The following is a 23,088-nucleotide window of genomic DNA, read 5'->3' as shown; positions in this document are numbered from 1 at the left end:
CTGCTTTTCGTCCGACTGGTCGCCGTGTGCTACCGTCACAGGCCAAGAACCGGTGATCTAGCGGCGAAAAACTCCGCCTTCTGCCGGCGGTGGTCAGTAACTCTTCGCGAAGTAGGCGGTTTCGGTCGCGTCCTCGCCACAGATCGCGCAGTCGTCGCCGATGGGGTCTTCTTCGGGGTCCATCGGGACCATCACGATCTCGGCGGCGATGGCCTCCTTGATCGGGTCCTCACAGTCCTCGTCGCCACACCACGGTGCCTTGACGTAGCCGCCGTGCTGGCCGATGGTCCCCAGAATGTCCTCGCGGCTGTGGGCCTCGCGGACGTTCGCTTCGAGGTTCTCCTCGGCGTCGGCCTTCAGTTTCGCGAAGACGGTGTCGAGGTGGTCGTCGACGGCGTCGGCCAGCCCGTCGCGGTCGACGGTCTCGGTCTCGCCGTCGGGTCGGTGGACGAGGGTGACTTCCTCGTCGTCGACCTCGTTGGGCCCGACCTCGATCCGCAGCGGGACGCCCTTGAGCTCCCACTCGTTGAACTTGAACCCGGGGTTGCGCTGGTCGCGATCGTCGAGGTGGACGCGGAACCGGTCGTCGAGGTCCAGCGCCAGGTCCTCGGCGTACTCCTGTACGTCCTCTTTGGTGTCTTCCTGCCAGATCGGGACGATCACGACCTGCTCGGGCGCCAAGGCGGGCGGGAGGACGAGTCCCTGATCGTCGGAGTGGGTCATCACCAGCGCGCCGAGCGAGCGCCAGGACAGTCCCCACGAGGTGGTGTGGGCGGTCTGTTCGTCCTCGTTCTCGTCGACGTAGGTCACGTCGTAGGCCTCGGCGAACGACTGGCCGAGATAGTGGGAGGTCGCGCCCTGGACGGACTTCCCGTCGGGCATCAGCGCCTCGACGGTCGTCGTGGTGTCGGCCCCGGGGAACTTGTCGTGGTCGGGCTTGCGACCGCGGAGGACCGGAATGCCGAGCACGTCCTCGTAGAGTCTCTCGTACTGGTCGAGGCGGGTCATCGCCTCGTCCCACGCCTCGTCTTCCTCGGCGTGGGCGGTATGACCCTCCTGCCAGAGGAACTCCTTGGTGCGGAAGAAGGGCTTGGTCTCGGTGGCCTCCCAGCGAACCACGGAACACCACTGGTTGATCCGGTGGGGGAGGTCGCGGTGGCTCCGGGTCCACTGCGCGAGGAAGGGGGTGATGATGGACTCGCTCGTAGGTCGCACGGCCAGTCGCTCTTCGAGTTCGTCGTAGCCGCCGTGGGTCACCCACGCCACCTCGGGGTCGAACCCTTCTACGATGTCTTTCTCCTTCTCCAGGTAGGACTCGGGGATGAACATCGGGAAGTAGGCGTTGGTGACGCCCGTGTCTTTGAACCACGAATCGAGGTGGTTCTGGAGGCGTTCCCACAGTGCGTACCCGCGCGGGCGCGTCACGATGAACCCGCCCATCGGCGCGTAGTCGGCGAGCTTGGCCTTCTGGATCACTTCGGCGTACCACTCGCCGGTGGCGTGTTCCTTGCTCTCGGTGATACCGAGCTCCTGCGAATCGCTCATACAGGATAGTCCGACACGGGCGTAATAAACCCGCCGTGTCCGCCCCACACGTTCCCCGGAGTAACTCTATTTACGCCGCCAAAATACATAAACCAACCTGCGATACAGATATGGCCATGGGAGCGAATACCATGCCTGCCACACCCCCTGCGGTCGACGGTCGACTGGAGGCGCTCGCGAACTACTATCGGCGGTTTCTGCTCTACTACCTCCGGGAACACGGGTCCGCGACCCGGACCGAACTGACCGACGTGTTGGCCGGCTGGCTGGCCTCGGTCCAGGGTGTCGATGCCGACCGACTGGCTCACGAACAGACGCAGATCGCGCTGCGACACATCCACCTCCCGAAACTCCTCGACTGTGGCCTCGTCGAACACGACGCAGACACTGGAGTCGTCTCGCTCGGGGCGTATCCCAGTTGGGTGGACGAGTGTCTCGACCTGACCTTCCGGGTCGAGGCCCAGGCCCGCGGAGAACGGCCCGAGTCGCTCCGCGACCTGATCGACGGATGACCGAGTCGCTCCGGGCGTTCGTCGACGACCTGTCGGCCGGACGGCGGACCGTGACCGTCTACGCCGCCGACCCACCGTCAGACCTCGCCGACCGCCTCTCGGAGTGGCACGTCGACGTGCGGTTCGATCGACTCCCGGACGGGTCCGCCGACGGGTTCGTTACGGTCCGGCAGGGTGACCGATTTCTCGGCTCCGTTCCCCTCGAAGCGGTCGCGACACTGTTCGAGCCGACAGCCGGCGTTCTCGACGCCGAGACCCCCCAGACCGGCTCGCTCGAACCGCTGCTGGAACTGCTCGACGACACGCTCTTTCAGTCATTCGAGCGCCGGCAACTGCTGGCGGCGACCCGGGAGATCGAAGATCGGGCCTGGCGACACGGTCGGGGAGAACTCCACGCCGGCTTCCAGCGACCCGAGGCGCTGGCCGCTCAGCGATCCGTTTACGAACGTCTCGCGAAGAGCGATCTCGACGTGCACGTCTACTTCGACGGCCGGTGGGACGCAGCGCCGATTCCCGGCGTCACGGAACACACCGAGTCCGACGGTGAACTCGGGCGGTTCTGGTTCGTGGGATTCTGTCCCGATACACAGTCCCAGGCCTGTGCGCTGATCGCCCGGGAACGCGAACCCGACACGTACGGCGGCTTCTGGACGTACGACCCCGACCGTGTCGAGCGACTGGTGACGCATCTCCGGGCCGCGCACGTCGAGGGTTAGCTGGGGCCGTGGCCGGTTGTCGACGATAATTTATAAATGACCCTCTATATCCGGCGAAGGGTACACCCCTGGAAAGCGTGTGTCACCGTATAGCCCGATGGCTGGGGGGCCATCGGGGCTGGGCCCGTGGTACGGTCCTCCGACGGTACCTTGGGGGGTACAGGGGACTGACGGGGTGGGGTCCCGAGGGTGGCACCGACACGCGCTCGCCGTTCTCCGGTTTCTGTCTGTCACGAAGCCGTCGCTCAGTCGCTATCGAACGGACTCGCGGTTTCGGTCCACTCCCAGCCCGGGAGTCGCGTCTGGAAGCCGGCGGCCAGCGCGGCGTCCAGGTCGTCCGCGCCGGCCGACTCGTCGGCGTCGCCGTGGGTCAACACGTCCGCGTAGTGAAAGGTCGCCTCCCCGAGCATGCGGAGCGGCTGGGTGCCGGCGAGCATCCCGGCCAGTTCCCGGCCGAGCAGTTCGTCGACGACGAACCCGGGATAGTCGCCGTCAACGTCGAGATTCCGGAGCAGGCGGACCAGCGCGGTGACGTTGACCGCGAGGTCGCCGTCGGCGAAGACGGTATCGACGGCCTCGTGGTACTGCTCGACCGTGACCGTTGCCACGTCGGTCCCGAACTGCTCTCCCAGTTCGGTCCGGACGGTGTCGATCAGCGCGACGACGGTCGGCGCGCGCTCGCGGACCCACTCGTGTTCGGCTGCGACGACGGCAGGTGAGACGTGCATGGTGTCGATTTCGTGGTGAAATACCTACTGTTTTGCGAAGGCTTTTATAATGTAGGGGCAATAGAGGCGAATACAGGCCGGTTTTCCGGACTCATCCTGCAGCGACGAGTTCGGACCGCTTATCGCGGATCACACAAACGACACTATGACCCTTACAGGAGACAGCCTGTGTCCCGCCGTTCGGGGGCCGGTGGGGGCCATCCCCATCGACCGCCGGCGGTGTTCCGTTCGGACACAGGACCGCTTTTTGGCCATTTTCGAGCTATGAGTACGGTAGAAAATCAGTTAGACGAGTTGAAAGCAGAGATCGTCAGCGAAGTTCCCGAGGACATCTCCATCTCGGACGTCCAGTACGAGGGACCGGAACTGGTCGTGTACACGCGCGACCCCAAGAAGTTCGCCCAGAACGGCGATCTCATCCGCCAGCTGGCGAGCCAGTTGCGCAAACGCATCACCGTTCGGCCGGACCCCGACGTGCTGTCCGTGCCGGACAAGGCCCGCGAACAGATCATGGAGGTCACGCCCGAGGAGGCTGGCATCACGGATCTGGACTTCCACGCCGACACCGGCGAGGTCGTCATCGAGGCCGAAAAGCCCGGGATGGTGATCGGGCGACACGGCTCGACGCTGCGTGAGATCACCCAGAAGGTCGGCTGGACCCCCGAGGTCGTCCGGACGCCGCCCATCGAGTCCTCGACGGTCTCGAACGTCCGTAACTTCCTCAAACAGGAACGCGACGAGCGCCGGGACATCCTCGAACGGATCGGCCGGCAGATCCACCGCGAGGAGATGTCCGACGACGAGTGGGTGCGCATCACTACCCTCGGATGTTGCCGCGAGGTCGGGCGTGCTTCTTTCATCGTCTCGACGCCCGAGACCCGCGTTCTGGTCGACTGCGGTGACAAGCCCGGGGCCGAGGACGAAGTGCCCTACCTGCAGGTGCCGGAGGCCCTCGGGTCGGGCGCGAACTCGATCGACGCCGTCGTCCTGACCCACGCCCACCTCGACCACTCCGCGTTCATCCCGCTTCTCTTCAAGTACGGCTACGACGGGCCGATCTACTGCACGGAGCCCACGCGGGACCTGATGGGCCTGCTCACGCTGGACTATCTCGACGTGGCGGCCAAGGAGGGCCGTGCCCCGCCGTACGACTCGGAGATGGTCCGGGAGGCGATCAAACACTGCATCCCGCTGGAGTACGGTGACGTGACCGACATCTCGCCGGACATCAAGCTCACCCTCCACAACGCGGGCCACATTCTCGGCTCCTCGATCGCCCACTTCCACATCGGCGACGGCCTCTACAACGTCGCCTTCTCCGGTGACATCCACTACGAGGACACCCGCCTGTTCAACGGCGCGGTCAACGAGTTCCCCCGCGTGGAGACGCTCGTCCTCGAATCCACCTACGGCGGTCGCAACGACTACCAGACCGATCAGGAGGATTCGGAACGCAGGCTCAAGGAAGTCATCAACGAAACCTACGACCAGGGTGGGAAGATTCTGATCCCCGCGTTCGCTGTGGGCCGCTCCCAGGAGATGATGCTCGTCATCGAACAGGCGATGCGCAGCGGCGACATTCCGGAGATGCCCGTGCATCTGGACGGGATGATCTGGGAGGCCACGGCGATCCACACGACCTATCCGGAGTACCTGCGCGACGACCTGCGCGACCGGATCTTCCACGACGACGAGAACCCCTTCCTGGCCGACCAGTTCAACCACATCGACGGCGGCGAGGAGGAGCGCCAGGAGGTCGCCGACGGCGGCCCCGCGATCATCCTCTCGACGTCGGGGATGGTCACGGGTGGCCCGATCATGTCGTGGCTCGAACACCTCGGACCGGACCAGGATACGACGCTGACCTTCGTCGGCTACCAGGCACAGGGGACCCTTGGCCGGAGCATCCAGCGAGGCCAGGACCAGGTTCCGATCGGCAGCAGTCGCGGCCGCGGTCGCTCGGACTCGCTGACCCTGAACTGTAACGTCGAGACCGTCGACGGGTTCTCCGGCCACGCCGACCGACAGGGCCTGGAGAACTTCGTGAAGACGATGAACCCCCGCCCGGAGAAAGTGCTCTGTGTCCACGGCGACGAGTCCTCGACGCAGGACCTCTCGTCGGCGCTGTACCACGAGTACAACATGCGGACGTTCGCGCCCAAGAATCTGGAGACCTTCCGGTTCCTCTAGTCCTCCCAAACCGTATCGTCCTCGGCCAGATCGGCCTTGAACACGAGGATACGAAACGGTTCGTCGGACTCGTTGTACACCTCGTGAACGTCACCCGGTTCGCAGACCACGACCTCGCCAGCCGCCGGTGTCACCTCGGTCCCGTCGATCACGAACCGCCCGCCGGCCTGCTGGACGTAGAACACTTCCCGTGTCTCCCGGTGGAAGTGCGGTTCGACGTGTTCGCCGGGCGGTACCTCGACCACCTGTAGCAGGTTCCCCTCGGAGCCGATCTCGTCTTCCGTCGCCAAAATCTGCTTCCGGTAGCTGTCCCGTGCTTTCCATTCGGAGGGTTCCGGTCGTTTCACGGTCCTATCCTGGCGGAGAACGCGTTTCAATCTTCGCCACCGATGTGGACAAGCGACGGACCCTCCGTCACTCCGGCCGTAGGTTTATATCCAGAACCGCGACCAGTCCCGCCCGTGACCTGACCGCGGCCGCGGAGCGCACTGGGCGGGTGTGCGACACGCCGCTCCGCCGGATACCCCCCGTGTCGCCTGCTCGCCTCAATCCGTCGGGATGACGGTCACATCGTTTTCCGCTCAGTCGTCGGCGATCCCGACATCGGCGGGATCGGTGACCTCGCCCGTCTCCGGGTCGACCCCGACCTGATCGCAGAGATCGGCCATCGGACAGGCATCGGGGTCGTCCAGACAGGCGGGGGTGCGGGCCGAACAGTACTCGCGCCCGAACTGGATCATCGCAGTGTGGCCGAACCCGCACTTCTCACCCGGTACGTCGCGTTCGAGGTGCTCGCGGACCCCCTCGTGGTCGGCGTCGGGTGGTGCCAGCCCGAGCCGGCGCGTGATGCGGTGGACGTGCGTGTCGACGGGGAAGACGCCGTCGCGACCACCGGCGAACAGCAACACGCAGTCGGCGGTCTTGGGACCGACGCCGGTCATCTCCAGCAGGGCGTCCCGGACCGCCCCGGGGTCGTCCTCGCGGACGAACGCGTCGAATTCGTCTTCGCCGCCGTACTCCGTGACGATGCGGTCGGCGATGTCGATAATCCGCTCGGACTTCTGGTTGTAGAGGCCGGCGGAACTGATCGTCTCGGCGAGTTCGACCTGATCGGCCGCTGCGAGAGCTTCGGCGAGGTCACCTGCGCCCCCCGATCGTGGTTCGCTTCGCTCACCGCTCGCGCCGTTCGAGGCGCTTCGTGCCTCCGCGTATCGGTCCATCAGGGCGTCGTGGGCCGGTTGGCTGGCCACGTCGCTGGTGTTCTGGCTGAGGATGGTGCGGACGAGACACTCGAAGGCGTTCCGACCGCCGTAGGACTTCTGCCAGTACAGGTCGCCGAGACTGTCGACGACGGCCTCGGCGCGGGTCGCCGGCGTGTCGGCGTCGAAGGTGTCGGCGTAGCCGCCACCGGCGGTCCCGCCGCTGATGTTCTCGGCCGGTTCGGGGTCGTCGGACATACCCGCGCTAGCGACCGAGCCTCGAAAGGCTCACCGGATCCTCAGAGACGGACGCCGACGCCGGGGAGGATGTTCTTGCCGTGGTAGAGCCGGATTGCCATCACGAAGCCGACGAAAAAGAGGATGCTCTGGCCGGGGCCGAGAAGCGTTCCCAGATTCGTCTCGACGAGTTCGTTCGTCGTCGCCACGATGATGCTGTTCAGCAGATCGCCCGCGTAGACGACGGCGCTTCCCTTGAGCAGCGCGTCCTTACTTCCCTGTGTCGCCACGGCCCAGAGGACTGCCCCGATCATCGCAGCCTGGTAGGGGATGCCATACAGGTGGTTGACGAGGAGGTCGGCGAAATCGATCGAGCCACCCTGCAGACTAATGCTGAACACGCTGTAGACGACACTCCCCACGAAGACGACGCCTGCCGCCGCGAGCGCGATCTTGCCGGCACGTTCCGGCGTGATCGGTCCGCGGGTCTGTACCCCACCGGGCTGTCCCTGTGCCTGTTGTCCTGCCATATCGGTAGTACCCGACCAACGTATTGAAGTGATTTTACATTTCGGGCCCGGCTGTAACGCGATTCGAGCCGGTCACTCGACGGAGATCGTCACCGTCAGTTCGGCACCGTCGGCGAGTGCCGCCACGAGATCCCGGCCCAGATCCCCCGCGGCTGCGTCGGCGTCGACGAGGATGGTGCGATCGTCCACGTAGTCGCTCGTGCGGCCGACAGCGCTACGCTCGTTCTCGAAGGACAGGTCGGGGTGGCCGCGCCCGGTGACGGTCTCGGTGTGGCCACTGGCTTCCAGCGTGACGGTGATCGTCGCGTCGGCCGACTGGCAGGCGGCGACGAAGTCGGGGTCGAAGTCCGCGGGGACGCGATTGGCCTCGATGCCGAGGATGCAGTCCCCGGCGGGGGTGAGGTAGTCGTCGCTCGTGACCTCGAAGGTACTCGCGTGCTCGGCCGAGACGTTCTCGTGGCCGCGTGCGCGAATGACTTCTTCCATGGCCGGGCGGAAACGCTCAGTTCACTTCAGCGGGTCGTTTCGGCGCGCGACGGTGATCGTCACGGCACCGCAGGCACACTCGTAGGCGCGGCGCTCGCCGCCATCGGTCCGGTAGGTGAGTCGGAGCGACTCGTCACGGAGTTCCCGGTCACAGCCGCGACAGGTACAGGACAGTTCTTCGATCATGTCAGCACAGAGGGGAGGATCACGTATCAAACCGAGCCGTCCGCGGAGTGAAAGTGAAAGTAATCGACTGCGCCCCCCTTCGAGGGTCGAATGTCGCGTAAAGGATATGGCACAGGCGGACGCCCGGACAGTATATGCTGGGCGAGTGGACTGGGACGTCGGTCGAGCCGGGCACGGGCAAACCCGAACCGGACGTGTGGACACCGGTGGAGATACCGGGTCGGCCGGACGTGTTCGCCGACGCCGAGGCCGCCGCGTACCGCTCCGTGTTCGACGACCCGCGGTCGGGCGACGAGGACCGCGCCGTCGTCGAACTTCGGGGACTGTACGCCCACGCGCGAATCTGGCTCAACGGCGACCTCGTCGGCGAACACGACGCGTACTTCCGTCCATTCCGCCACTCCTTCGAACCCGAAGCCCAGAACGAACTGATCGTCGAGTGCCGGCCGCCCGAGGACCGGTTCGGCGGCGTCCACGACACCGATCTCTTCCCGGAGGGCGACAGCGTCCCGGGAATCTGGTGGGACGCGTCCGTCGAGACCCACCCCGGCACGTACATCTACGATCTGGACGTCCACCCGCGGCTGGTCGACGGGAACGCCGAGATCGACGTTCGGGCCGTCGTCGAGACGGACACCGACATCGACGACCGCGTCACCTTCTCCCTCCGTCCGGAGGGCGAGTTCCAGAGCCGGGGCATGATGGACAGGGCGGCCGTCGAGGCCGAGGCCGGCGAGCGGGCCGTGGTCGAACACACCATCGACGTCCGTGACCCGTCGCTGTGGTGGCCCGACGGACTCGGCCCGCAGCACCGCTACGCCGTCCGGGCGAAAATCAATGACGCGACCCGGTCGGTCGTGACCGGACTCTGCTCGATGGACCGTGACGCCGACGGACTGGTCGTCAACGGCGAACGCGTGCCGGGACGTGGGGTCACCCTCCTCTCGGCGACACCAGACGACATCGACCGGGCGGTCGAAGCCAACGCGACGTTCGTCCGCATGCACGCCCACGCGCCCGATCCGGCGGTCTACGAGGCCTGCAACGAGGCCGGGCTGCTGGTCTGGCAGGACCTCCCGCTGACCGGGCCCGGCGAGTTCGACGCCGAGCGCGGCCGCGAACTGGCGGCTGCACTCGACCGGACCTACGGACGGCACCCGTCGCTGTTCGCCTACAGCGTCCACGACGACCCGCTCGACCTCGTTTCGAGTCCGCTGGGATCGGGGACGCTCGACCGCTTGCGACTGCGCTGGCGCGCCTGGCGGGCCGGCTACGACCGCGGGCCGGCAAAGTCGGTCGCCGCTGGGTTCCCCGAGGATCGACTGGTGTTCCCCGTGGTGGGTGCGCTGGGCAGTGGAGCCGACGCGCCGACGATCTATCCGGGCTGGGACTACGGCGACGCCGACGACGCAGCGTGGCTGCTGGACACGTTCGAGGTCGGCGACGTGATCGGCGAGTTCGGGGCCGGCGCGTTCGGGGCGGTCGTGCCCGAGGAGGACGTTCCGGGGTTCGACCGGGCGAAACACGACGCCCACGTCGACGGCGGGACCGATGCGTCACAGGCGTATCAGGCCCGCGTCCTCAAGCGGGTCGCGGAAGAACTCCGGCGACGCGACGCGTCGCTGTTCGCCGCGCATACGCTCCGGGATCCGGCCGCGGCCGGGATGGGCGTCCTCGAACGCGACGGCGAGCCCAAATCCGGGTTCGAGGCCCTGCGCGAGGCTTACGAACCCGTTCAGGCGACGCTGGTCGATCCGGCTCCCGGCGCGACGACGCCGCTGACGCTCCTCAACGACGGGCCGGAGCAGGCGTCGGGGACCGTCGAGTGGTCGGCCGGCGACGACGGCGGCGAGATCGATGTCAGCGTCGATGCACGAGACACGGCGACGCCCGGAACCGTCTCGATTCCGACCGACGCCGAGGGGGTCAGTATCACACTGTTGCTTCCGGACCGGGTCGTCGAAAACACCTATCAGTTCGAGGGGTGACTGCCGGCCAGTGCGATGGAGTACCACACTCCCGTCGGGCCCTTGGTAGCTGTTTTCACGGGGGTTAGCGACCGGAATATTTAAATTGCCTTCGCCAGTAGTATGAGTCACCAGAACGCCTCCAGCGTTCCGGCAGTATCGTGCGAATGCCCGTAGAATGACAGGGAACCCTACTTATCAGGTGCTGGCTGCCGCCACGCAGTCCCAACTGTCGCGTGCTGGAGCGGTAATGGCATAGAGGTGTAAAACATGGCAGAGTCAATCGACGAATCCGAAAACATCGAAGTAACAGACGACGATATCGAAAACAAATCAAAAGGTGAACTGATCAAGCTCGCCGGTCAGCTCCGAGACCGACGAAACGATCTGAACCAGCTCGCATCCGAGCGGGCCTCGAAGCGGGACGACCTCAACGCGAAGACGCGCGAGAAGGTCGACGAGGCTCAGGAACACCGCGAGAAACGCGACGAGCTCAACTCCGACGTGCAAGAGCACAAGGAAAAGCGCAACGAGCTCAACGCCGAGGCCAACGAGCTGTTCGACCAGGTCGAGGAGATGAAGTCCGACCTCGAACTCGACGAGGGGACCTCGATCGAGCAGCTCAAAGAGGAGATCGAGGATCTGGAGTTCAAACAGCAGACGGAAGTCCTCAACCCGGAAGAAGAACGGGAACTGATCGAGAAGATCGAGGACAAACGCGAGCAGCTCCAGGAGAAACAGGAGAAGCTCGATCAGACCGGTGACGTCGAGGAGATCAAGGAGGAAGCCGAAGAGATCCGCTCGGAGGCGTCCCAGCACCACCAGAAGGTCACGGAACTCGCGGACGAGGCCCAGAAACATCACAACCAGATGATCGAGGCCTACCGCGAGGCCGACGAGATCCGTGACGAAGCCGACGAGATGCACGAGAAGTTCGTGGAGGCCCAGGAGGCGGCCGACCAGCACCACGAGGACTTCGTGCGCGTCCAGAAGCGCCTGCGCGAACTCGACAAGAAGGAGGAAGAAGAGGAACGCAGCAAGCGCGAGGAAGAGCAGGAAGCCGCGCGCGAGGAGGCAGAAGAGATCTATCAGAAGTTCAAGGAAGGCGAAACCCTCGAGACCGAGGACCTGATGAAGCTCCAGAAGACGGGGCTGCTCTAGACGACGCGATATTCTCTTTCCGTTCCCGCCGGCCAGTGGCGACGCTCAGACCCGTTCGAGTCTGACGAACTCGTGTGAGGCGTCACAGTCCCGGTCGAGGGGCGAAATACGCCGACCGCCGTCGGCCCCAGGCTGATAGTTTTACTGTCGTCGGGTCCCGAGAGCCTGCCATGAGTGGTGGACAAAGACGGCTGCAGGCGCTGGGTCGCGGCGTCGTCGCGCTCGTCTGTGTGATCGCGATCGTGGCACTGGCATGGTTGTTGCTGGTCGTCTATCCGCAGGACCTGACGACGTTGCTCGGGATCGTGCTGGTCGGATTGCTGGTGCCGGTCGCACTCCGTGCCGGGAGCTCCGTTTCGAGCACACTCCTCCCGGGATACAACGTCGCGGAGGTCGCGGTCGAGGGACCGATCACGAGATCCGCCGACGGTGGCGTCGTGTCCCGGCCGACCGGGGCCGACGCGGACGCGATCGTCGAGCAGATAGAGCAGGCCGACGACGGGGCGGCCGAGGCCCTGCTGGTGAAACTCAACACGCCGGGGGGCGAGATCGTCCCCAGCGAGGACATCCGGCTGGCCGCCGAGCGGTTCGACGGCCCCACCGTCGCCTACGCGACCGACGTGTGCGCGAGCGGGGGCTACGACATCGCCAGCGGCTGTGACGAACTGTGGGCGCGCCGCGGGAGCATCGTCGGTTCCATCGGCGTCATCGGGTCGCGGGTCAACGTAAGCGATCTGGCCGACGAACTCGGGGTGAGCTACGAGCAGTTCACCGCCGGCGAGTACAAGGACGCGGGCCTCCCGCTGAAGGACCTCTCGGAGGACGAACGCGAGTACCTCCAGGGGATCGTCGACGACTATTACGACGACTTCGTCGACACCGTCGCCGAGGGACGGGGCATGGACCCCGAACGCGTCCGGGAGACGGAAGCCCGGATCTACCTCGGCGGGGAGGCCCACGACATCGGGCTGGTCGACGAGATCGGGACGCGCGAGGACGTCGAGGATCGGCTGGAGGCCCAGCTGGGGAAACCGGTCAGCGTCCGGGAGTTCGAGCCGTCACGGGGCCTCCGCGACCGCATCGGTGGTGGGGCGGCGTCGGTCGCCTACGCGTTCGGTGCCGGGATAGCGAGCGTGTTCGACGACACCGACGGGTTCGACTTCCGACTCTGAATCGGCCTGCAATGTTTTTTATCCGATGGCGTACCAACAGTCGGTCGTGACCACGTTGGTGGCGTGTATCGACCGGACGGGGAACCTCACTGCCGAACCGCCGGTCGTGGGCTGGGAAGCTGTCCAGTCGCTCGTGACTGATCTCGGCGTCGCCGATCCAGAGGACAGCCGCGTCAACTGCGTGCTGGAGGCGTTGCGGGTCACGCGGGACCTGCGCGACGACGGCGAGGACGTGGTCGTCGCAGTCCTCTCGGCGGCCGGCGACTCCGTCTCGGCCGACCGCGCGGTCGCGCGCCAGACCGAGCAACTCACTGCCGAGTACGACCTCGAATCGGCGGTCGTCGTCGTCGACAGCGCCGAGGACGAGCGGCTGGTCCCAATCGTCGAGAGTCGCGTGCGCGTGGACGCGGTGGACCGAGTCGTCGTCCGCCAGGCCCGCGACATCGAGTCGACCTACTACCTGCTCAAGCAGTTCCTCGCCGACGAGGAACTCCGGAAGACGATCCTCGTTCCCGTGGGTGTCGCCTTACTGGCGTTTCCAGCGCTGATGACGCTCGCGGACAGTCCGGCGGTCGCGGCCGGTGCCATCGCCGCCGTCATCGGCGTGTTCTTCCTCTACAAGGGGCTTGGCGTCGACTCCGTGCTGGCGTCGCTGCCCGGGCAGATCCAGAACGCGCTCTATTCGGGCCGGGTGTCGCTGGTCACCTACGTCGTGGCCGTGGGACTGGCGCTGATCGGCGTGTTCTTCGGCGCCATCGGCGTGTCGAATACGGGCAACGACGCGCCCTTCATCCTCGCGATGCGCTTTGCCTTCGACGCGGTCCCGTGGCTGACCGCGGCGGCTTTCGCCGGCTCCACCGGCCGCTTGCTCGACGAAATCATCCGCGACGACCGGGTACGCAGCGCCTACGTCAACCTGCCCTTCGGCGCGGTCGCGGTCGGACTCGTCGTGCGCGGGTTCTCTGCGTTCTTCCTCGAAAGTGCGGGCGTGTTCGCCTCGTTTTCGGTGCCAGCGATGGACTTCGGCGCCGTCGTGATCCACGGGATGACGCTCGCACCGCGGATCAGGCTGTTGCTGTTCATCCTCGCTGGAATCTTCGTCTCGCTGGTCGGCGTCCGCTTCTCGTCGTACTTCAACGAGGCCGACCTCGAAGAGGAACTCGCCGAACAGCAGTGACCGCGGACCGGTGTGGATTTACACGCTCACCGACAACCCGGACACATGGAAGACGACGGCGGGTGGGTCAGTCTCTTCTCGGGCGGGAAAGACTCCTCGTGGGCGCTGTACCGCGCGCTCGAAGCCGGATTACCGGTCGAACGCCTCGTCACCGTCCACCCCGACGGTGACTCCTACATGTACCACGTCCCGGCCACGGAACTCGCGGAACTGGCCGCCGAGAGCGTCGGTATACCACTGGTCGACGTCGAACCCGACGACTTCGAGGCGGCCGCGGCGACCGACTCCGGAGCACAGGGGGATACGGAACTGGAACCACTCGAAGCCGCCCTTCAGGAACTCGACGCGGAACTGGACGGCGGAATCGCCGGTCTGATCGCGGGCGCTGTCGAGAGCGAGTACCAGACCAGCCGCATCGAGGCGATGGCCGACCGGCTCGACGCCGACCTGTTCGCCCCGCTCTGGCAGGAGGACCCCCGCGAACTCGCCGACGCGATGCTCGACGCCGGCTTCGAGATCCGGATCATCCAGGTGGCCGCGTACGGCCTGGACGAGTCCTGGCTCGGGCGGACGCTGGACCGTGGTGCCCTCGCCGACCTCGAAGCGCTCAACGAGGAGTACGGCGTCCACGTGCTCGGTGAGGGCGGCGAGTTCGAGACGCTGGTGACCGACGGACCACACATGGACCGCCCGATCCGACTGGAGTACGACACGGTCTGGGAGGGGTCACGCGGATATATCGAGATCGAAGACGCCTGGCTGCAGTAACAAGAGGGAGCGGAGTCAGTTGCCGTTCGTGATCTGGGTGTGTGCGCCGATCAGCGCGCCCGCGAGGTCGAGGTTCTCGACGTGGGTCTCCTTGTCGATGATGGAGTCTCTGATCTCGCAGTCCTCGATGGTGGCTTCGGGGAAGACGACCGAGGACTCGACCGTCGAGTCGATCACGTCGGCTCCCGGGAGGATGTGGACGTTCTCGCCGATCTCGGAGCCTTCGACGGTGGCGCTCTCGGCGACGAGCTGTCCGCCGTCGAGTTCCCAGGCGACGGCTTCGAGGTAGCTCTCGGGCGTGCCGATGTCGTACCAGGCGTCGTCGAAGGCGAAGGCGTAGGTGTCCTCGCGGGACTGGAGCCACTGGATGAACCAGCCCGGCTCGTCGGGGTTGTTGTCGCCGTCGAGGTACTCCGAGAAGCGGATGCTCTCGGCCGGGAACGCGTAGCAGGCGATCGAGACCAGTGTGCTGTTGGGGGAGTCAGGCTTCTCCTGGAAGTCGACGACCCGCTCGCCCTCCAGTTCGACGAGGCCGTAGGATTTGGCCTTCTCGCGGGTCCCCACGTCGTAGGCAGCCAGCGTCGGCGCGCCCTTCTCCTCGAAGTAGTCGAGAAAGTCCGAGACGGCAAAACCCATCAGGTTGTCGCCGGCGATGACGAGCAGGTCGTCGTCGACGCCCTCGCGCTCGACGAGCTGGGCCAGCGCGCCGACGACGCCGAACTTCTCGTCTTCCTCGGTCGTCTCCTCGATGGAGAGCTGCGGTTTCTCGTAGCCCGCTTCCTCGACGTGGGCCTCGAAGTCCGGCCCGAATCGCTCGTTCGTGCTGACGTAGACGGTCTCGATGCGGTCGTCGGTCTCCAGCTCCGTGAGGATGCGATCGATGACTGTCGTCTCCCCTACCGGGAGCAGCATCTTCGGCCGGTGTTTCGTGACCGGCCATAGCCGCGTCGCATAGCCCCCGGCGAGAACCACTGCGTCCATGTCCGGAGCGTCACCCTACGGGGCTAAGTTCTTTTTGGACCCCGTGCGATCCGAACGGTCCGTTCGAGGATCAATTGCGCCGTCCAGAAGAGGTATGGGAATCCCCGACAAACGACCGGCATGCGCGAGGCGAACACGGGCGAGACGACCCGCCAGCGCGTGGCCGATCGACTTCGCGAGGAGGCGTTGTCCGCCGCGGCCATCGCCCGCGAGTTCGAAATCGACGCGAACGCGGCGATCAGTCACGTCGAACACATCGCTCACTCACTGGAACACACCGAGGAGGAACTGCTGGTCGCCCCGCCGACATGCGGGGACTGTGGGTTCGACGACTTCGACGACCTGCTGAACCGGCCCGGCCGGTGTCCGGAGTGCAAAAGCGAGGACGTCGAGGAACCGGCCTTCCGCATCGAGTAACGACGGCGACACCTCACCTGAAAGTAGCAAATTATAGGTCGGTCCTCGAAGACGGGGGGAACGTGCGCGGAACAGTGGGCGCCGTCCTGCGGACGGCACTGGTGGCGGGGGGGATCGCGGTGTTGCTGGCCGGTATCGTGACGCTCGCGTTTCCCCAGCTGTTGACCGGCCTGCTCGAGGGGGGCCAGCAGGGACCGGAGGTGCCGAGCCAGCGCGGCTCCGTTCCCGGCTGGGGCATGGATTCCCTGATCAGGTCCCTCCTCGGCATCGTCGGCGGACTGACGATCACCGCTGCGGGACTGGCGGTCCCCGGGCGCTCGAACCGACGATTCCTCAGGGAACAGCCGTTCACACGAGCACAGCGGATCTCCGTCCTCCTGGGTGCCTTTTTCGTCGTCGGCCTGCCGTCGCTGCTGGCGGCCGGTGTCACCTTCGGGAACTCGCTGGTCACGCTGCTTGGAACCGTACTGCTATCCTTCGTCGGGGCCCTGATGGTCCTCGTCGGGACCACGCGCGGTCTCCGGACGAGCCAGCGCCGGCCACCCGGTCAGAACTCGTAGTTGGACTTCGAGGAGAGATCGAGGTCGTCCGCCTCGCCGGGGCCGACGCCGACGAACGCGTAGTCCTCGTCGGTCAGGTAGACACCGCCGTCGGCGACGTCGATCTCGACGGGCTGGAGGTACGCCCCCTCGCAGGGGCCGTAGGTACAGCGTCCCGACCCGGTCTCGAAGTACGCGCCGTGGTTGGCACAGATCACTTCGCCGTCCCGCATCGGCGCGCCCGAGCCCTTGTCGAGTTTGATGTGCGTGAAGTGCTGGCAGTAGTTGAGCCAGCAGGCGATTTCGCCGACCTCCGGGTCGTCCTCGCCACTGTCGCCCTCGCCCGTCCGTTCCGTTGGCTTCTGCTGATCACCCTCGCCGTCCACGACCCGAACGAGGATCGCTTCCTTCTCCTCGTCGGTCTCGCGGTTCCGGACTCTGAAGAGGTAGGTAGAGTCCGTGGGAACGTCGTCGAGGGCCGCGACGCGACTGTCCTCGTCCATACCCGGGCTTCGACGGTCCCGGGTTTCAACGCCTCGGTTCGTCGCGAAACGCGGATTTAAACCGACCGCGACATCTGGGGCGCTACCTTAACGGGATACGCCCGCGACGGCACGGTATGGCCGAACTGCTGATCTACGGATCCTACGGGTACACGGGGGAACTGATCGCCGAGGAAGCCGTCGAGCGTGGGCTCGACCCGATTCTGGCCGGCCGAAACGAGCGGAAACTCTCCGAGCAGGCCGCCGAACTGGACTGCGAGACGGCCGCGTTCGATCTGGACGACCACGACGCAGTCCTCGACGCGCTCGACGAAGTCGACGTCGTCCTCAACTGCGCCGGGCCGTTCGTCGAGACGTACGAACCGATGGTCGAGGCCGCCATCGAGTCCGGGACGCACTATCTGGACATCACCGGCGAGATCGACGTGTTCGAAGCCGTCGCGGGGTACGACGAAGGGGCCGAGGAGGCCGGCGTCATGCTCATGTCCGGCGTCGGCTTCGACGTGGTGCCGACGGACTGTCTGGCCGCCCACCTCGCGGACCGACTCCCCGACGCGACCCACCTCGCACTGGCGTTCAAAGGGTTGGCCGACATCTCGCCGGGGACCATGAAGACGATGCTGAACTACGCGGGCGACGGGGGCTACGTCCGCCGGGACGGTCTGCTGGAAGCGGTACCTGCCGCCTACCGAACCAGAAAGATCGACTTCGGGTCGGGCGAGCGCTCGGCCGTCACCATCCCCTGGGGCGACGTGGTGACGGGGTACCACACGACCGGCATCCCCAACATCGAGGTGTACATGGCCGCGCCGGAGCCGGCCATCTGGGCGATGCGCGGGACCCGACCCGTCGCACCGCTGCTCGACATCGGCCCCGTCAAGTCGACGCTCAGCAACGTCATCGACGCGGCGGTGACCGGACCCGGCGAGCGCACACGAGAGCGCGGTCGGGGGTACGTCTGGGGCGAAGTGACCGACGAAGACGGCGGCCGGGCGGTCGCCCGACTGGAGACGCCCGAGACCTACAGGCTGACCGTCGAGTCGTCGCTGGAGATCGCCGAGCGCGTCCTCGACGGGGACGCGCCGGTCGGCTACCAGACGCCCGCCGGTGCCTACGGGCCGGATCTCGTCCTCGACCTGCCGGGCGTCGAACGCGAGGACGTGGTGTAGGATAGCTATCGACCTCGACCGTCGGGCGAAAACCGGGGTGGCGCTCGTGCTCGGCGGCCTCGCCGCTGCGTTCGCGGGCGCGCTGGTCTACCTGCCGCTCGGGTTCGACTGGCCGGCTGCGCTGGCCGTCGCGGGGGCGGTCTACGTTCTGTTGCTCGTCGAGACGGTGCTGGAGGGCGCGACCTTCGGCGGGTCGTGACTCACTCGTAGTGCCGTCGCTCGACTCGTTCGTCGAACAAGCGCCCGAGAAGTTTCGTCATCGGGCCGGTCCCGATCTCGATGCCGTCGACGCTCTCGATCGGTCTGATCTCCCACGTCGTGTTCGTCAGGAAGGCCTCGTCGGCGTCTCGGATGTCGCCGACCTCGTAGCGGCCGGGTTCGACCGGGAACTCCTCCTCGCGAGCCAGGTCCAGCACCACCTCCCGGGTCACGCCGGGGAGGATGTCGCAGTCCTCGCTCGGGGTCTTGAGGACGCCGCCGTCGACGAAGCAGACGTTGCTCGTCGCGCCCTCGGCGACGGCGTCGTCGGTCGTCCGGAGGAGGGCTTCGTCGGCGCGGAACGCGTCGGTCTCGGCCCGCCGGAGTTCGAGTCGCGCCCTGATGCCGTTGAGGTAGTTGTGGGTCTTCGCGGCCGCGGGGGTCGCCGCGTCGGGCGTCCGCCGGGTCTTGACCGTCTGGACGACCGCCGGGTCGTCCCACGGTGTCGTCCCCTCGACGCCGCCCCGCGGGAGGTCCTTGACGATCACCACGACCGTCGGGTCCACGTCGGGGTCGGGCGTCAGTTTCCCGGGCTGGACGCCCCGGGAGACCGACAGCCGGACGTAGGCGTCGTCGAGGTCGTTCGCGTCGAGGGTGGCCTGGACACGTTCGCGGAGATCGTCGGGCACGGCGTCGGCGAAGCCCAGCAACTCGCAGGTGTTTCGGAGTCGTGTCTCGTGTGCCGTCCACTCGAAGACCGTCCCGCCGTAAGCCCGCAGGGTCTCGAAGGCCGCGTCGCCGTACATGAACCCGCGGTCGCGGACGCTGACGGTCGCCTCGTCGGCCGGTACCAGTTCGCTGTCTACGTGGTAGGTGTATGCTGACATCGGTCACAGAAAGCCGCGATCAGTCGCTTGCCGGCGTCGGTCAGGATACTTTCCGGGTGGAACTGCACGCCGTAGTGGGGCCGTTCCCGGTGGCGCACACCCATGACGACCCGCGGGTCCCCGGGGTCGTCGGTCGCCGCCTCGCCCCCTCCGTCGACGGTCCAGGCCGTCTCGTCGAGCTCGTCGGGTAGATCCGCGTGCTCGACGGCCAGCGAGTGGTACCGCCCCACCTCGAAGCGGTCGGGGAGGTCGGCGAACAGCCCACGGCCGTCGTGTTCGACCGTCGAGGGCTTGCCGTGGACGACCGCCTCGGCGTGGCCGACCGGCGCACCGTTGGCCGAACAGAGCGCCTGGTGGCCGAGACAGACGCCGAGCGTCGGATACGCGAGGTCCGAAAAGATCGGCACCGAGACGCCCGCGTCCTCGGGGATACCGGGACCGGGCGAGACGACGATGCCGTCGGGGTCCACGTCTCTGATACCCTCGACGGAAATACGGTCGTTGCGGCGGACGATCACCTCGCCCCTGTCGGGGTCGTCGACGATTCCCCACGAGGGATCGGTGACGATCTCCCCGACGTACTGGACGAGGTTGTAGGCAAAGGAGTCGTAGTTGTCGATCACGAGCACTTTCACGATTGCCCCCCGTCGCCATCCTTGCTACCTGCCTCGCCGCCGTCGCTCGCGGCTTCGACCGCGAGGTCACCGCGCCGACCCAGCGCCTCGTCGACCGCCGTCACCAGCGCCCGGGCCTTGTCCAGCGTCTCCTCGTACTCCCGGTCGGGAACCGAGTCGTGGACGATCCCCGCGCCGACCCGGAGGTGGTACTCCGAGCCGTAGCGCACCAGCGTCCGGATGACGATGTTCAGGGTCGCCCGCCCGTCGAACCCGAAGATCCCGATACTGCCGGTGTAGGGGCCGCGGCGGGTGGCCTCCACCTCGTCGATAATCTCCATCGTCCGGGGCTTCGGTGCCCCCGTGATCGTCCCGCCGGGGAACACCGCTGCGATGGCGTCGGTCAGGTCAGCCCCGTCGCGCAGGCGACCGCGGACCTCCGAGACGAGGTGCATCACCTCGCTGTAGCGGTCGACCCGGCGGTAGTCGGTCACCTCGACGCTGCCGTACTCGCTGACCTTCCCGAGGTCGTTGCGCTCCAGATCGACCAGCATCGCGTGTTCCGCGCGTTCCTTCTCGTCGGTCCGGAGGTCCCGCTCCAGATCGTCGTCCTCGGCCTCGGTCTCGCCCCGCGGACGGGTGCCTGCGATGGGTTCGGTCACCAGTTCGTCGCCGTCCCGCTCCAGCAGGAGTTCCGGGCTGGCGCTCACCAGGTCGACGCCGGGGAACTCCACCAAGGCGGAGTAGGGCGCGGGGTTGACCCGCCGGAGCGCGTCGAAGGCCTCGACCGGGTGGACCGCCGCCGGGGCCGTCAGCCGCTGGGAGACGTTCGTCTGGAAGGTGTCGCCGTCCCGGACGTACTCCTCGACCCGGCGCACGCGGTCAGCGAAGGCCGCCCGGCCGCAGTCGCTCTCGAACCGGGCAGTGTCGGCGTCGACCGGCGGCGGCCCGACCGCCGGATCCCCTCCCGTCGCCCGTTCGATCAGGTCCCGCGCCCGTTCGAGTCCGTGGTCGTAGGCCGCCGCGACCGGTCGCCCCCGGTCGCCGTCGGGGTCGACTCGCGGACAGGTGGTGACCCTGAGCGTCGTCTCCTCGTCTCGGGGTTCCTCCCAGGCGGCCAGTCGGTCGTACAGGGCGACCTGCACCCGGGGGAGGTCGCGGTCGCGTGCGGCGTCGCCGGGCAGGGATTCGAGGTCCCGCGCCAGGTCGTAGGAGAGCCAGCCGACCGCGCCGCAGGGGTAGGGTACGTCGCACTCGCCCCGCGCCAGCGACTCGTCGGCCAGTCGGTCGCCAAGCGCCGCCAGGGCGTTCCCCGCCTCGGGGCCGACCGTGACCCAGTCGACCGGGTCGACGCCGAAGTAGCCCCAGCCGGACTGGCCGCCCGTGGTTTCGAGGTAGACGCCGTGGGGAGAATCGCCATCGGCGGTTCCGTCGTCGTTCGTCCCGCCGGTCGGTCTGGCACGCCGGTAGGCCGTGAAGGGGTCCTGGACCGTGACCCTGACCTCGACGGGGACGCGGGTTCCGGGGGCGACGCCGTCGGCGACGCTCCGGAAGGTGGTCCCGTCGGTCACGACCGTCGGCGTCGTCATCTACCAGAAGAGAGCGGATACAGGAGTAACCGTTTTGCGGTTCTACTCGTCTTCGCCGCGAGCGCGGGCGATCCAGCGGCCCACGCGCTTCTCCGAGATGTCGGTCTGTCCGGCGATCTCCTCGGCGTCGGCCGCCGCGAGGTCACCGACGGTCTCGACTCCCGCGTCGGCGAGCGTCTCCGCGTAGGACGCGCCGATGCCCTTGATCGTGTCCGTCGCGGCGTCGGCGTTCTCGACCGCGATTTCCGGCTCGTCGGCGTCCGCGTCGCCGGTGTCGGCCGCTTCCGCTTCGGCCTCTTCCGCCGCCTCGGCCCCGTCGTCCGCTTCCTCGTCGCCCACTTCGGCCTCGGTGTCTTCAGCTTCGACTTCACCGGGTTCGGCGTCCTCGGTCTCGGCCTCCGGTTCGGTCGCTGCGGGTTCCTCGTCTTCGGTGTCCTCGACCTCCACCTCAACCTCGGTTTCGGCTTCGTCGGCCTCGATTTCGGGTTCCGTCGCGTCCTCGCTCACGGTCTCCGTGGCGGGTTCACCGGCCGTGTCGGGTTCGGCGGCCGGGGTCGATGCGGCTTCCGTGTCGGCGGTCGGTTCGTCACCGGTGCCCTTGACCGCGTCCTCGGACGCGGTGTCGGGTTCGTGTTCGACCGATACGTCGACGTTTTCGCGACCGGGCTCGGCTGTTCCGGACGGCGAGCGAGAACCGGAACTGCCGAGTCCGATGACCGACTTCAGTATCTTGAACAGCCCCATGGTCGGATATAGTTAACCCGCCTACTTAAAGACGCTCCCGCAAAACCGCGTTCATTTTTTCGACAGGTGCGTCCCTGTCGGTCCATCGCTCGACGGCCTCGACACCCTGGTAGAGGAGCATCCACGCGCCGTCGACCGTCGTCGCGCCCGTCTCGGCCGCGTCCCGGAGGAGGCGCGTCTCGATGGGGTCGTAGACGGCGTCTAACACCCCGAGGTCGGAATGCAGCACGTCGGCCGGGACCGGCGAACGGTCCTCCTTCATCCCGACGCTCGTGCAGTTGACGAGTACGTCGGCCTCCGGGACGAGTTCGTCGAGCGCGTCGAGGCCGTGGCCCGTCGCGTCGGGCACCTCGGCGGCAAGTTCCCGGGCTTTGGACTCGGTGCGGTTGGCGATGTCGACGGTCATGCCCTCGTCGGCGAGGCCGAACGCGACCGCCCGGCCCGCGCCCCCGGCTCCGACGACGACCGCGTTGCCCGTGAGCGCCACGTCGTGGGACCGGAGCGCCCGGGTCGCGCCGACGGCGTCGGTGTTGTAGCCGGTCGGCGGGTCGGTCGTGAAGTCGACGGTGTTGACCGCGCCGATGCGCTCGGCCAGCGGTGCGGGCTCGACGGCGTCCAGCACGTCCTGCTTGAACGGGATGGTGACGTTCAGTCCCGACACGCCGAGCGTCGCGGCCGACTCGACGGCCGCCGCACCGGCGTCCTCGTCGGGTTCGAAGGTGACGTAGCGGGCGTCGATCCCCAGGTCCTCGTAGGCCGCCTCGTGCATCGGCGGTGACAGCGAGTGCCCCACCGGGTTCCCGATCAGTCCGTATACGTCCATACCGGGGGCCAGTCGGGGGACCCCAATAACCGCACCGCTCCCGGTCGGTC

Annotated in this window: 26 protein-coding genes; 12 read left to right on the top strand and 14 right to left on the bottom strand. The window is 66.9% G+C overall.

Annotated features, from left to right (window positions below; genetic code table 11):
• Positions 1–93 precede the first annotated feature (93 nt).
• Complete coding sequence (proS, locus tag BV210_RS03980) at positions 94–1,545, bottom strand: proline--tRNA ligase (RefSeq protein WP_077205389.1); 1,452 nt, start codon at positions 1,543–1,545, stop codon at positions 94–96.
• 116 nt (positions 1,546–1,661) lie between these two features.
• Here proS and BV210_RS03975 point away from each other — a divergent pair, with 116 nt between their 5' ends.
• Positions 1,662–2,057, top strand: coding sequence for a transcriptional regulator (locus BV210_RS03975; protein ID WP_157525794.1), 396 nt, complete (start codon positions 1,662–1,664; stop codon positions 2,055–2,057).
• Positions 2,054–2,773 carry a DICT sensory domain-containing protein gene (locus tag BV210_RS03970; protein WP_077205387.1) on the top strand — a complete coding sequence of 240 codons (720 nt, stop codon included), beginning with the start codon at positions 2,054–2,056 and terminating at the stop codon, positions 2,771–2,773. The genes BV210_RS03975 and BV210_RS03970 overlap by 4 nt, the downstream gene beginning before the upstream one ends.
• A 245-nt stretch (positions 2,774–3,018) precedes the next feature.
• Here BV210_RS03970 and BV210_RS03965 read toward each other — a convergent pair whose 3' ends face one another.
• Positions 3,019–3,501 carry a hypothetical protein gene (locus BV210_RS03965; RefSeq protein ID WP_077205386.1) on the bottom strand — a complete coding sequence of 161 codons (483 nt, stop codon included), beginning with the start codon at positions 3,499–3,501 and terminating at the stop codon, positions 3,019–3,021.
• A gap of 264 nt (positions 3,502–3,765) precedes the next feature.
• Here BV210_RS03965 and BV210_RS03960 point away from each other — a divergent pair, with 264 nt between their 5' ends.
• Positions 3,766–5,691 (top strand): beta-CASP ribonuclease aCPSF1, encoded by a 1,926-nt coding sequence (locus tag BV210_RS03960; protein WP_077205385.1) that lies wholly within the window; start codon positions 3,766–3,768, stop codon positions 5,689–5,691.
• Here the strand turns inward: BV210_RS03960 and BV210_RS03955 are convergent.
• The 5 genes from BV210_RS03955 to BV210_RS20155 all read right to left on the bottom strand — a co-directional run bounded on the left by BV210_RS03955 (position 5,688) and on the right by BV210_RS20155 (position 8,329).
• A complete protein-coding gene (locus BV210_RS03955; RefSeq protein WP_077205384.1) occupies positions 5,688–6,038 on the bottom strand; it encodes a cupin domain-containing protein in 351 nt (116 codons plus the stop codon). The two genes, BV210_RS03960 and BV210_RS03955, sit on opposite strands and share 4 nt — an antisense overlap.
• A gap of 234 nt (positions 6,039–6,272) precedes the next feature.
• The gene (gene nth / locus BV210_RS03950; RefSeq protein ID WP_077205383.1) at positions 6,273–7,148 is read right to left on the bottom strand and encodes an endonuclease III; all 876 of its coding nucleotides are present in this window, start codon (positions 7,146–7,148) and stop codon (positions 6,273–6,275) included.
• Positions 7,149–7,189: 41 nt separating this feature from the next.
• Entirely contained in the window at positions 7,190–7,657 is a 468-nt protein-coding gene (locus BV210_RS03945) for a hypothetical protein (protein ID WP_077205382.1), read from the bottom strand.
• A gap of 72 nt (positions 7,658–7,729) precedes the next feature.
• Positions 7,730–8,143 (bottom strand): DUF371 domain-containing protein, encoded by a 414-nt coding sequence (locus tag BV210_RS03940; RefSeq protein WP_077205381.1) that lies wholly within the window; start codon positions 8,141–8,143, stop codon positions 7,730–7,732.
• A 21-nt stretch (positions 8,144–8,164) separates the two neighbouring features.
• Positions 8,165–8,329, bottom strand: a complete 165-nt coding sequence (locus BV210_RS20155; RefSeq protein WP_172824870.1) for a hypothetical protein — start codon at positions 8,327–8,329, stop codon at positions 8,165–8,167.
• Between the two features lie 134 nt (positions 8,330–8,463).
• Here BV210_RS20155 and BV210_RS03935 point away from each other — a divergent pair, with 134 nt between their 5' ends.
• The 5 genes from BV210_RS03935 to BV210_RS03915 all read left to right on the top strand — a co-directional run bounded on the left by BV210_RS03935 (position 8,464) and on the right by BV210_RS03915 (position 14,574).
• Positions 8,464–10,317: a hydrolase gene (locus BV210_RS03935; protein ID WP_077205380.1), complete on the top strand. Its 1,854-nt coding sequence runs from the start codon at positions 8,464–8,466 to the stop codon at positions 10,315–10,317.
• Positions 10,318–10,566: 249 nt separating this feature from the next.
• Entirely contained in the window at positions 10,567–11,457 is an 891-nt protein-coding gene (locus BV210_RS03930) for a coiled-coil protein (protein WP_077205379.1), read from the top strand.
• Between the two features lie 170 nt (positions 11,458–11,627).
• Positions 11,628–12,629, top strand: coding sequence for a signal peptide peptidase SppA (gene sppA, locus BV210_RS03925; protein WP_077205378.1), 1,002 nt, complete (start codon positions 11,628–11,630; stop codon positions 12,627–12,629).
• A gap of 46 nt (positions 12,630–12,675) precedes the next feature.
• Complete coding sequence (locus tag BV210_RS03920; RefSeq protein WP_077207962.1) at positions 12,676–13,806, top strand: DUF373 family protein; 1,131 nt, start codon at positions 12,676–12,678, stop codon at positions 13,804–13,806.
• A 45-nt stretch (positions 13,807–13,851) separates the two neighbouring features.
• Positions 13,852–14,574, top strand: coding sequence for a diphthine--ammonia ligase (locus BV210_RS03915; protein WP_077205377.1), 723 nt, complete (start codon positions 13,852–13,854; stop codon positions 14,572–14,574).
• Between the two features lie 15 nt (positions 14,575–14,589).
• Here BV210_RS03915 and BV210_RS03910 read toward each other — a convergent pair whose 3' ends face one another.
• On the bottom strand, positions 14,590–15,555 hold the full coding sequence (locus tag BV210_RS03910; protein WP_077205376.1) for a sugar phosphate nucleotidyltransferase: 966 nt from the start codon (positions 15,553–15,555) through the stop codon (positions 14,590–14,592).
• A 120-nt stretch (positions 15,556–15,675) separates the two neighbouring features.
• On the opposite strand from BV210_RS03910, the gene BV210_RS03905 reads away from it, so the two are divergent.
• On the top strand, positions 15,676–15,972 hold the full coding sequence (locus tag BV210_RS03905) for a transcriptional regulator (RefSeq protein ID WP_077205375.1): 297 nt from the start codon (positions 15,676–15,678) through the stop codon (positions 15,970–15,972).
• A gap of 62 nt (positions 15,973–16,034) precedes the next feature.
• Positions 16,035–16,532 (top strand): hypothetical protein, encoded by a 498-nt coding sequence (locus BV210_RS03900; protein ID WP_077205374.1) that lies wholly within the window; start codon positions 16,035–16,037, stop codon positions 16,530–16,532.
• Here the strand turns inward: BV210_RS03900 and BV210_RS03895 are convergent.
• Positions 16,520–17,014, bottom strand: coding sequence for a Rieske 2Fe-2S domain-containing protein (locus BV210_RS03895; RefSeq protein WP_077205373.1), 495 nt, complete (start codon positions 17,012–17,014; stop codon positions 16,520–16,522). The genes BV210_RS03900 and BV210_RS03895 overlap by 13 nt on opposite strands.
• A gap of 116 nt (positions 17,015–17,130) precedes the next feature.
• On the opposite strand from BV210_RS03895, the gene BV210_RS03890 reads away from it, so the two are divergent.
• Both BV210_RS03890 and BV210_RS19685 read left to right on the top strand, forming a co-directional pair.
• A complete protein-coding gene (locus BV210_RS03890; protein WP_077205372.1) occupies positions 17,131–18,183 on the top strand; it encodes a trans-acting enoyl reductase family protein in 1,053 nt (350 codons plus the stop codon).
• 37 nt (positions 18,184–18,220) lie between these two features.
• The gene (locus tag BV210_RS19685) at positions 18,221–18,382 is read left to right on the top strand and encodes a hypothetical protein (RefSeq protein WP_157525792.1); all 162 of its coding nucleotides are present in this window, start codon (positions 18,221–18,223) and stop codon (positions 18,380–18,382) included.
• Between the two features lies 1 nt (position 18,383).
• Here BV210_RS19685 and BV210_RS03885 read toward each other — a convergent pair whose 3' ends face one another.
• Genes BV210_RS03885 through BV210_RS03865 form a run of 5 tightly spaced genes read right to left on the bottom strand, consistent with a single transcriptional unit; the run spans position 18,384 to position 23,038 of the window.
• Positions 18,384–19,268, bottom strand: a complete 885-nt coding sequence (locus BV210_RS03885) for an aminotransferase class IV (RefSeq protein WP_077205371.1) — start codon at positions 19,266–19,268, stop codon at positions 18,384–18,386.
• A complete protein-coding gene (locus BV210_RS03880) occupies positions 19,244–19,903 on the bottom strand; it encodes an aminodeoxychorismate/anthranilate synthase component II (protein WP_077205370.1) in 660 nt (219 codons plus the stop codon). Before BV210_RS03880 ends, BV210_RS03885 begins: the two co-directional genes overlap by 25 nt.
• Complete coding sequence (gene pabB, locus BV210_RS03875; protein ID WP_077205369.1) at positions 19,900–21,471, bottom strand: aminodeoxychorismate synthase, component I; 1,572 nt, start codon at positions 21,469–21,471, stop codon at positions 19,900–19,902. Before pabB ends, BV210_RS03880 begins: the two co-directional genes overlap by 4 nt.
• Before the next feature lie 42 nt (positions 21,472–21,513).
• Positions 21,514–22,215, bottom strand: a complete 702-nt coding sequence (locus BV210_RS03870; protein ID WP_077205368.1) for a helix-hairpin-helix domain-containing protein — start codon at positions 22,213–22,215, stop codon at positions 21,514–21,516.
• A 25-nt stretch (positions 22,216–22,240) separates the two neighbouring features.
• A complete protein-coding gene (locus tag BV210_RS03865) occupies positions 22,241–23,038 on the bottom strand; it encodes a shikimate dehydrogenase (protein ID WP_077205367.1) in 798 nt (265 codons plus the stop codon).
• Between the last annotated feature and the right edge of the window lie 50 nt (positions 23,039–23,088).

The sequence above is a fragment of the Halorientalis sp. IM1011 genome (genome assembly GCF_001989615.1).
In the GTDB taxonomy this organism is placed as follows: Archaea; Halobacteriota; Halobacteria; order Halobacteriales; family Haloarculaceae; genus Halorientalis.
The sequence above is the reverse complement of the archived record's forward strand: the minus strand, read 5'-3'. Positions and strand labels throughout refer to the sequence as shown.